This is a genomic window from Neisseria sp. P0021.S005 (genome assembly GCF_051956955.1).
The window spans coordinates 1-7,158 of record NZ_JBQCWY010000128.1; the positions used below are offsets into that span (position 1 = coordinate 1).

7 protein-coding genes are annotated in these 7,158 nt (G+C 51.0%); 5 read left to right on the top strand and 2 right to left on the bottom strand.

Features of this window, described 5'->3' with window-relative positions:
- The 5 genes from ACTHUE_RS08765 to prmC all read left to right on the top strand — a co-directional run.
- Positions 1-759, top strand: a 759-nt coding sequence (locus ACTHUE_RS08765; protein WP_440423297.1) for a type III pantothenate kinase, incomplete at its 5' end; no start/stop codon positions are given.
- A gap of 15 nt (positions 760-774) precedes the next feature.
- Entirely contained in the window at positions 775-1,617 is an 843-nt protein-coding gene (locus ACTHUE_RS08770) for a hypothetical protein (RefSeq protein ID WP_004520957.1), read from the top strand.
- Positions 1,618-2,176: 559 nt separating this feature from the next.
- Positions 2,177-3,619, top strand: coding sequence for a metalloprotease TldD (gene tldD / locus ACTHUE_RS08775; protein ID WP_004520959.1), 1,443 nt, complete (start codon positions 2,177-2,179; stop codon positions 3,617-3,619).
- A gap of 53 nt (positions 3,620-3,672) precedes the next feature.
- The gene (locus ACTHUE_RS08780) at positions 3,673-4,134 is read left to right on the top strand and encodes a hypothetical protein (protein ID WP_004520960.1); all 462 of its coding nucleotides are present in this window, start codon (positions 3,673-3,675) and stop codon (positions 4,132-4,134) included.
- Positions 4,124-4,936 (top strand): peptide chain release factor N(5)-glutamine methyltransferase, encoded by an 813-nt coding sequence (gene prmC / locus ACTHUE_RS08785; RefSeq protein ID WP_004520961.1) that lies wholly within the window; start codon positions 4,124-4,126, stop codon positions 4,934-4,936. Before ACTHUE_RS08780 ends, prmC begins: the two co-directional genes overlap by 11 nt.
- An 84-nt stretch (positions 4,937-5,020) precedes the next feature.
- On the opposite strand, the gene ACTHUE_RS08790 is transcribed toward prmC, so the two are convergent.
- Positions 5,021-5,815, bottom strand: coding sequence for a 3'-5' exonuclease (locus ACTHUE_RS08790; protein ID WP_039862538.1), 795 nt, complete (start codon positions 5,813-5,815; stop codon positions 5,021-5,023).
- A 770-nt stretch (positions 5,816-6,585) separates the two neighbouring features.
- The coding region (locus ACTHUE_RS08795; RefSeq protein WP_440423299.1) for an LpxL/LpxP family acyltransferase at positions 6,586-7,158 on the bottom strand (573 nt) is incomplete at its 5' end.

The window sequence follows — 7,158 nt, forward strand, 5'->3', positions numbered from 1 at the left end:
CCGGAACGCTTTTTGCTGCTGGACGGCGGCAACAGTCAGTTGAAATGGGCGTGGGTAGAGAACGGCACATTTTCCGAAGTCGGCCGCGCGCCGTATCGTGATTTGACCCAGCTGGGCGAAGAATGGCTGCAATTTGCCGATGATGATGTGAAGATTGTCGGTTGCGCCGTGTGCGGTTCGGTAAAAAAAGCGATGGTGGAAGAACAATTAACCCGTCCGGTCGAATGGCTGTCTTCCATGCCGCAGGCTTTGGGTATCCGCAACCATTACCGCCGTCCTGAAGAACATGGCTCCGACCGTTGGTTTAATGCGCTGGGCAGCCGTCGCTTTACGCAAAATGCCTGCGTCGTCGTCAGCTGCGGCACCGCCGTAACCACCGACGCGCTGACGGAAGACAATCATTATCTCGGCGGCACCATCATGCCCGGTTTCCACTTGATGAAAGAGGCGATGGCGCTCAAGACCGCCAACCTCAACCGCCCCATCGGCAAGGTATATCCGTTCCCAACCACAACGCCGAACGCCATTGCCAGCGGCATGATGGATGCCGTTTGCGGCGCGTTGATGATGATGCATGGCCGTCTGAAAGACAAAACGGGCGAAGGCAAACCGGTCGATATTATTATCACGGGCGGCGGCGCGGCCAGAGTCGTGCAGGCGCTGCCGGAGTCATTCGTTCATGACAATCAAGTGAAAATCGTCGATAATCTCGTGATTCACGGGCTCTTGCATTGGATTGCCCATCGCAACGGACAATAAAAAGGAAAACGCATCATGAAATGGCTGTTTGCGGTCTTGGTCGCACTCAACATCATTGTTTTTGGCAGCATGGTTGCCTATCGGACACAACATAAAACCGCGAAACCCGAATCTGCCTTGGAAGGCGGCACGCACGAATTATTGCGCCCGTCTTCTTTGGACGCGCCCAAAGCCGAGCCTCAGCAGGCATCGCAACCCGATTGGGTGGCGGATGAATCAGACGGCCTGATTATGGCAGAACCTGAATCCGAAGAAGCAGAAGCCTTGCGTAAAAAGCAAGAAGCGCAGCAGTTGAAAGAGAAAAAAGAAAAAATGCGCCGCGAGAAAGAAGCGCAAGAGCGTCGCGCAGCCGAAGAAGAGATGGACGCGGCCGGCGTGGAACGCTTGTGTACCAGCAGCGCCACCGTAGTGATGGATGAAGACGATTACCACCGCATCAAAGGCTTGTTGGGCAAATGGCCTCATGCGGCCAGCCGCAGTATCGAAAAACGTAACGGCGCATCCGGTGGCGAAACTTCTTCCAAAACCTTCCGCGTGGTCTTGCCTGCCGACGGCGACACTTCCGCCCAGCTTGATGCCTTGGGCAGCCGCGGCTTTAGCGGCAGTATTCACAACGGCGAAATCAGCATTGACGTAACACGCAGCCGCTCTTCCGCCCAAGTTTTGATTTCACGCTTGTCCAGCGCAGGTTTTGGCGGTGCGCGCATTGTCGAACAGGAAGACAGAAGCGCACCCGATACCGGTTTGAGCGTAGCACGCATGACCGTGGTCTTTATGGCGGTCGACGAGCGCGATGCCCAAGACATCAGAAACATTGTCGGCCGTTATGGCAAGTTGAACATGAAAACCTGCCGATAATCAGGCCTATTCGGTTTCAGACGGCCTGATAAGCAGCCGGCCAAGCCTGATAAACCGAACGCCAAAAAACACGAAACCCACTGTATCGGCAGTGGGTTTCATGTTTTTCGGTTTTGAGTATCTGATATAAAGGGGAACAGGTATGTTTCGTATATGCGCACTCCGAGTATCAAGAGATAATGGGAAAGAGGGGGATAAAATCTGTCGTTTAATGGCTCGGATTAGGACGTCTTCCGAGTGGTTTTGATTATACGCTAATAATAACTATTATCAATAGCAAAATTGAAAAAATAATGGTTTTTGTTGTAATGCTTTGTTTTGTATGGAAATTAAATTGTGGCATTGGCTTTGCCGTGATTGAAAAGGCCGTCTGAACGTCAAACGAACAGGCCGGTTGAAATAGGGTAAGGCAAACATTTCAACCCTATATTTCAGACGGCCTTTTGATTTGTTTCAATCACTCATAAATCCAAGCAATCAACATATCCAAAGCCATATAAAATACCGTATAATCAAGGCCAAATTAACTTTGCCTGCTCGTCGGGCCGTCTGAAAAATTATGCAACAAACCTACGCCGCGGTACAGCGAGATTTGCTCGAAGCCAACCACCTTTCCCCCGATTTGCTCGCCCAAAGCCTGAGTATTATCGGCGCCAACCATGTCGATTATGCCGACATCTATTGCCAGCGTACTGCCTATGAAAGTTGGCATTTGGAAGAAGGCATCGTCAAATCGGGCAGCTTCCAAATCGATCAGGGTGTGGGCGTGCGTGCCGTTTCGGGCGATAAGACTGCTTTTGCCTACGCTGACAGCCTGTGTATCGATTCGATCAACCGCTCTGCCAAAGCCGTGCGCGTGATTGGTGCGGCTGGCGGCGAAGCCAGCGTCAAAGTGCCGACACCTGCCTACGGCAAGCCTGTCCATATGGCGATTGACCCTATTGCCAGTCTTGATTCTGCTGCCAAAGTCGCGCTGTTGAACAAAGTTGAAACGCTGGCCAAAGCCGCCGATCCGCGTATCGTGCAAGTGATGGCCGGTTTGACCTGCGAATACGACATGGTGTACATCGCCCGTCTGGACGGCAAACACGCTGCCGATATCCGTCCGATGGTGCGCATGAACGTAACCGTCATTGCCAAGCAGGGCGAGCGTCGCGAGCAGGGCAGCGCAGGCGGTGGCGGGCGTTATGATTTGGCGTATTTCGATGAAAACTTGGTGCATCGGTTTGTCGATTCCGCCGTCAAACAAGCCCTGACCAATCTTGAATCCCGTCCTGCGCCTGCCGGCGAGATGACCGTTGTTTTGGGCAACGGCTGGCCGGGCGTGTTGTTGCACGAAGCGGTTGGACATGGTTTGGAAGGCGATTTCAACCGTAAAGAAACCAGCGTTTTCTCCGGCCGAATCGGCGAGCGCGTGGCTGCCAAAGGCGTTACCGTTGTGGATCAAGGCGATATTGCCGACAGACGCGGCTCGCTCAATATCGACGACGAAGGCAACGAAACCCGCCGTACTGTATTGATTGAAGACGGTATTTTGGTCGGCTATATGCAGGACGAAACCAACGCCCGCCTGATGGGTATGCAATCGACCGGCAACGGCCGCCGCGAAAGTTACGCTTCCGCTCCTATGCCGCGCATGACCAATACCTTTATGGAAAACGGCGGCTATGAGCCGGAAGAAATCATCGCGTCCATCGACAAGGGCATTTACGCCGTCAACTTTGGCGGCGGACAAGTGGACATTACCAGCGGCAAGTTCGTGTTCAGCGCATCCGAAGCGTGGTGGGTGGAAGGCGGCAAACTGCAATATCCTGTCAAAGGCGCGACCATCATCGGCAACGGTCCCGAAGTGCTGAAACACGTTTCCATGATAGGCAACGACACTGCGCTCGACAGCGGCATCGGTGTCTGCGGCAAAGAAGGGCAGAGCGTTCCTGTCGGCGTCGGACAACCGACACTGAGGATTGATGCCGGACTGACCGTCGGCGGTAGCGAAATTTAAACGGCAGGCCGTCTGAAAGGTTTTCAGACGGCCTTTTGCATTAGGATAAAACCATGCAGGAACAGAATCGGAAATCAAGTTTTCCCATAGTGATGTTGCTGGTGTCGGTTGCACTGTGGATAGCATCTTTGTCCAATGTTGCATTTTATTTGGGCAATCATGAAAGCATGAAGGGTTTGACCGTTTTGATTTTGGGGTCGATATTTGCTTCTTTGGATATCAGATATTGTGCGGCCTATGCGAATTATGTTTGGTTGGCGGCCATTGTGTTGCTGGTGTTGCGGAAGAAGGTTGTGCCTGTCCATACGGCACTTTGGGGCTTGGCGCTGGTGGCTTTCAGTGTGAAAGCCGTACACGTCGATGAAGCAGGGAATACATCGGATATTGTGCGCTACGGCGCGGGATTTTATTTGTGGTATGCCGCATTTGCGGTTGCCACCATCGGCACGTTTGCCGGAAAGATTAAGGAAAGAAAAGCCACAACGCTGGCAGATGGGACGAGAAATGACGCTTGATGAATGGTTGCGCCAATCGGCACTGCCCAAAAATGAAGCGCGGATGTTGTTGCAATATGCGCTGGGTTACACGCGTGCGCAGTTGGTTACACGCGGTACGGACGATTTGGCGGAATCTGACCTGCAAATCTTGGAGGCTTTGGCGCAACGCCGTCTGAAAGGCGAGCCGATGGCCTATCTGTTGGGCGAGCGCGAGTTCTACGGACGACGCTTTACCGTCAATCCCCATGTGCTGATTCCACGCCATGAAACTGAGCATTTGGTGGAAGCCGTGCTCAAACGCTTGCCGTCGCAAGGCCGTGTGTGGGACTTGGGGACGGGAAGCGGCGCCATTGCCGTAACCATCGCGCTTGAACGCGGTGATGCCGATGTTCGTGCATCCGACATCAGCGTCGGTGCTTTGGATACTGCCCGTCAAAATGCGGCCGAATTGGGCGCAAAAGTGGAGTTTGCGCAGGGTTCGTGGTTTGATACCGACAAGCCGTCTGAAGGCCGATACGATGTGATTGTTTCCAATCCGCCGTATATCGAGGATGGCGATGAACATTTATCGCAAGGTGATTTGAGGTTTGAACCGCAAAATGCGCTGACCGACTTTTCAGATGGCCTCAGCCATATCCGCCACATTACCCAAGAAGCCCCTAAATACCTGAAAGCCAACGGCTGGCTGCTGTTTGAACACGGCTATGACCAAGGCAAAGCAGTGCGGAACATTATGCTGGAGAACGGTTTTGCAGAAGTGGCAACCGAACAGGATTTGGCTGGATTGGATAGGGTAACGCTGGGGCGTTTGCCTGCTTAATGGGCATGGTTTGTCGAAATATAAAAAAGGGCGTGTCGATCACGCCCTTTTGGTTTTTTGGTTTAGCTGTTCAGACGGCCTGATTTAACGCCAAGCAGCGACGAACTCCGCCCAGTGTTGTTTTTCTTCGGCTTGTGCGGCCAGATAATGTTTGATGCGTTTGATTTCGACTTCGTATTCGTCGGCATCGAGCGCGCCGCTCATCATGCGAAAGCGCATATACATCAGGTAGGTATTGGCGGCATCGGTTTCACAATAATCGCGGATGTCTTTCAGACGGCCTGCATGATAAGCGTCCCAGACCTTGCTACCGTCCATGCCCAGTTTGCCGGGGAAGCCGCAGAGTTTGGCCATATCGTCCAAAGGCACGCTGGCACGCGGTTGGTAGAGGGCGAGCAAATCCATCAGGTCGCAATGGCGGGAGTGGTAGCGGCTGATGTAGTTGTTCCACTTAAAGTCGCGGCTGTCGCCAAAGTCGCCGTCGCCCATGTCCCAATAACGGGCGGCGCTGATGCCGTGTATCAGGGCGCGGTAGTGGAGGACGGGCAGGTCGAAACCGCCGCCGTTCCAGCTGACGAGTTGCGGCGTATAGTTTTCGATGACCTCGAAGAATTTGGCAATCATGACTTCTTCGCTGTCTTCGGGATCGCCGATGGTACTGACGCGGATTTTGTCCTGACCCCAGCGCATACAGCAGGAGATGGCGACGACTTGGTGCAGATGGTGTTGCATAAAGTCGCTGCCGGTTTTGGTGCGGCGTTGCTGCTGGGCAAACAGGACGACTTCGTTGTCGGGCAAATCGGCAGGCAAATCGTAAAGCTGGCGGATGCCGTTTACGTCGGGAATGGTTTCGATGTCGAAGGCAAGTATCGGAGTCATGGCGTGATCGGGTTGGATAAGGGATGATGTCATTGTGGCATGACGGCGCAGATAAAAAAAGAGGCAATCCCCCACAGGATTGCCCCAATACCTCAAATCAGAGATTTACGCTTCACAAACAATACAGGCTTTCACCTGCGGCTTTACAGATGCAGCTCAACTCTGCATCGGTAAACTTTCATTTCGGGCATTGCACCGAAATCCTCTAAAATACCGCAATTTCTTGCAATATCAGAAAATTGCTTACAAAAGTATCTAAAACCAGCGAGGCCGTCTGAACGTTTTGTAATTTGATGTAGTGAAATTTACGCGAATTTTTACAGTTTGCCAAGTATTTTTTTCTGAAGGCTAGTTTCGGTATAAATTTCAGGTATTGTCATATTTTTGCAATTATATTTCATAATTGTTTTAAATTTAGATATTTATTTTGTTTTTTTAAATTTTAATTTAATTTTATTTCATATTTTGAATGATTAAAATGTATTTTTTCAGATGGACTGTTTTTTAATATATTGTTTTTAAAAGAAATTAAATTTAATATGTAAATGAAAAAAGTGTATTGGCCTGATGTTTTTCATTTGAGAAAAAATATAGGGTTGTTTGAAAGTTTCAATCACGATGAAAAAAGTTGTTTTTAAAGCATTTAAAGCAGAATATTATTTGATTGTTTAAAACCAAACATGAGTTTCGGTTTGATTCAATTAAAATGAAAAAGCGGCGAAAGAAGGATTTCGTCGCTTTTTGCATATTCAAATTGTAATTCAATGTAGTCAATAAAAGCTGCTTTCGCCTTCGGGACGGGTTTTGAAGCGTTTATGCAGCCAGAAATATTGTTCGGGATGCTCGCGTACCCGCTCTTCGATGAAGTCATTCATGCGCTGGGTATCGGCTTCGACATCTTCGGTCGGGAAATTGTCCCAAGCCGGATAGAAGCGCAGGGTTACGGTATTGTCGGCTTCGCGCGTGGGAATGGCGGGAATGATTTTGGCTTTGGTCATGCCGGCGATACGGCTGAGGCCGGTAATCGTGGCCGTCTGAATGCCGAAGAAATTGACGAAAATGGAATCGTTGCGGCCGAAGTCTTGGTCGGGCAGATAAAGAAAGGGCGCATCGCTTTTGCGCAGGTGTTTGATGATGGCGCGCAGGCCTTCTGTGCGGCCGATCAGGAAAACATTGTTGTAGCGGTGGCGGCCTTTCAGGATCTGCTCGTCCAGGGCTTTGTTTTTTTGGTGCGAATACATGCTGGTCAGCGGCACATCCTGATTGAGCGTGTAAACCGCCATTTCAAATGCGGTAAAGTGCGGATAGAGGATGATGACTTTTTCGCCGGCGGCGAGGGCTTC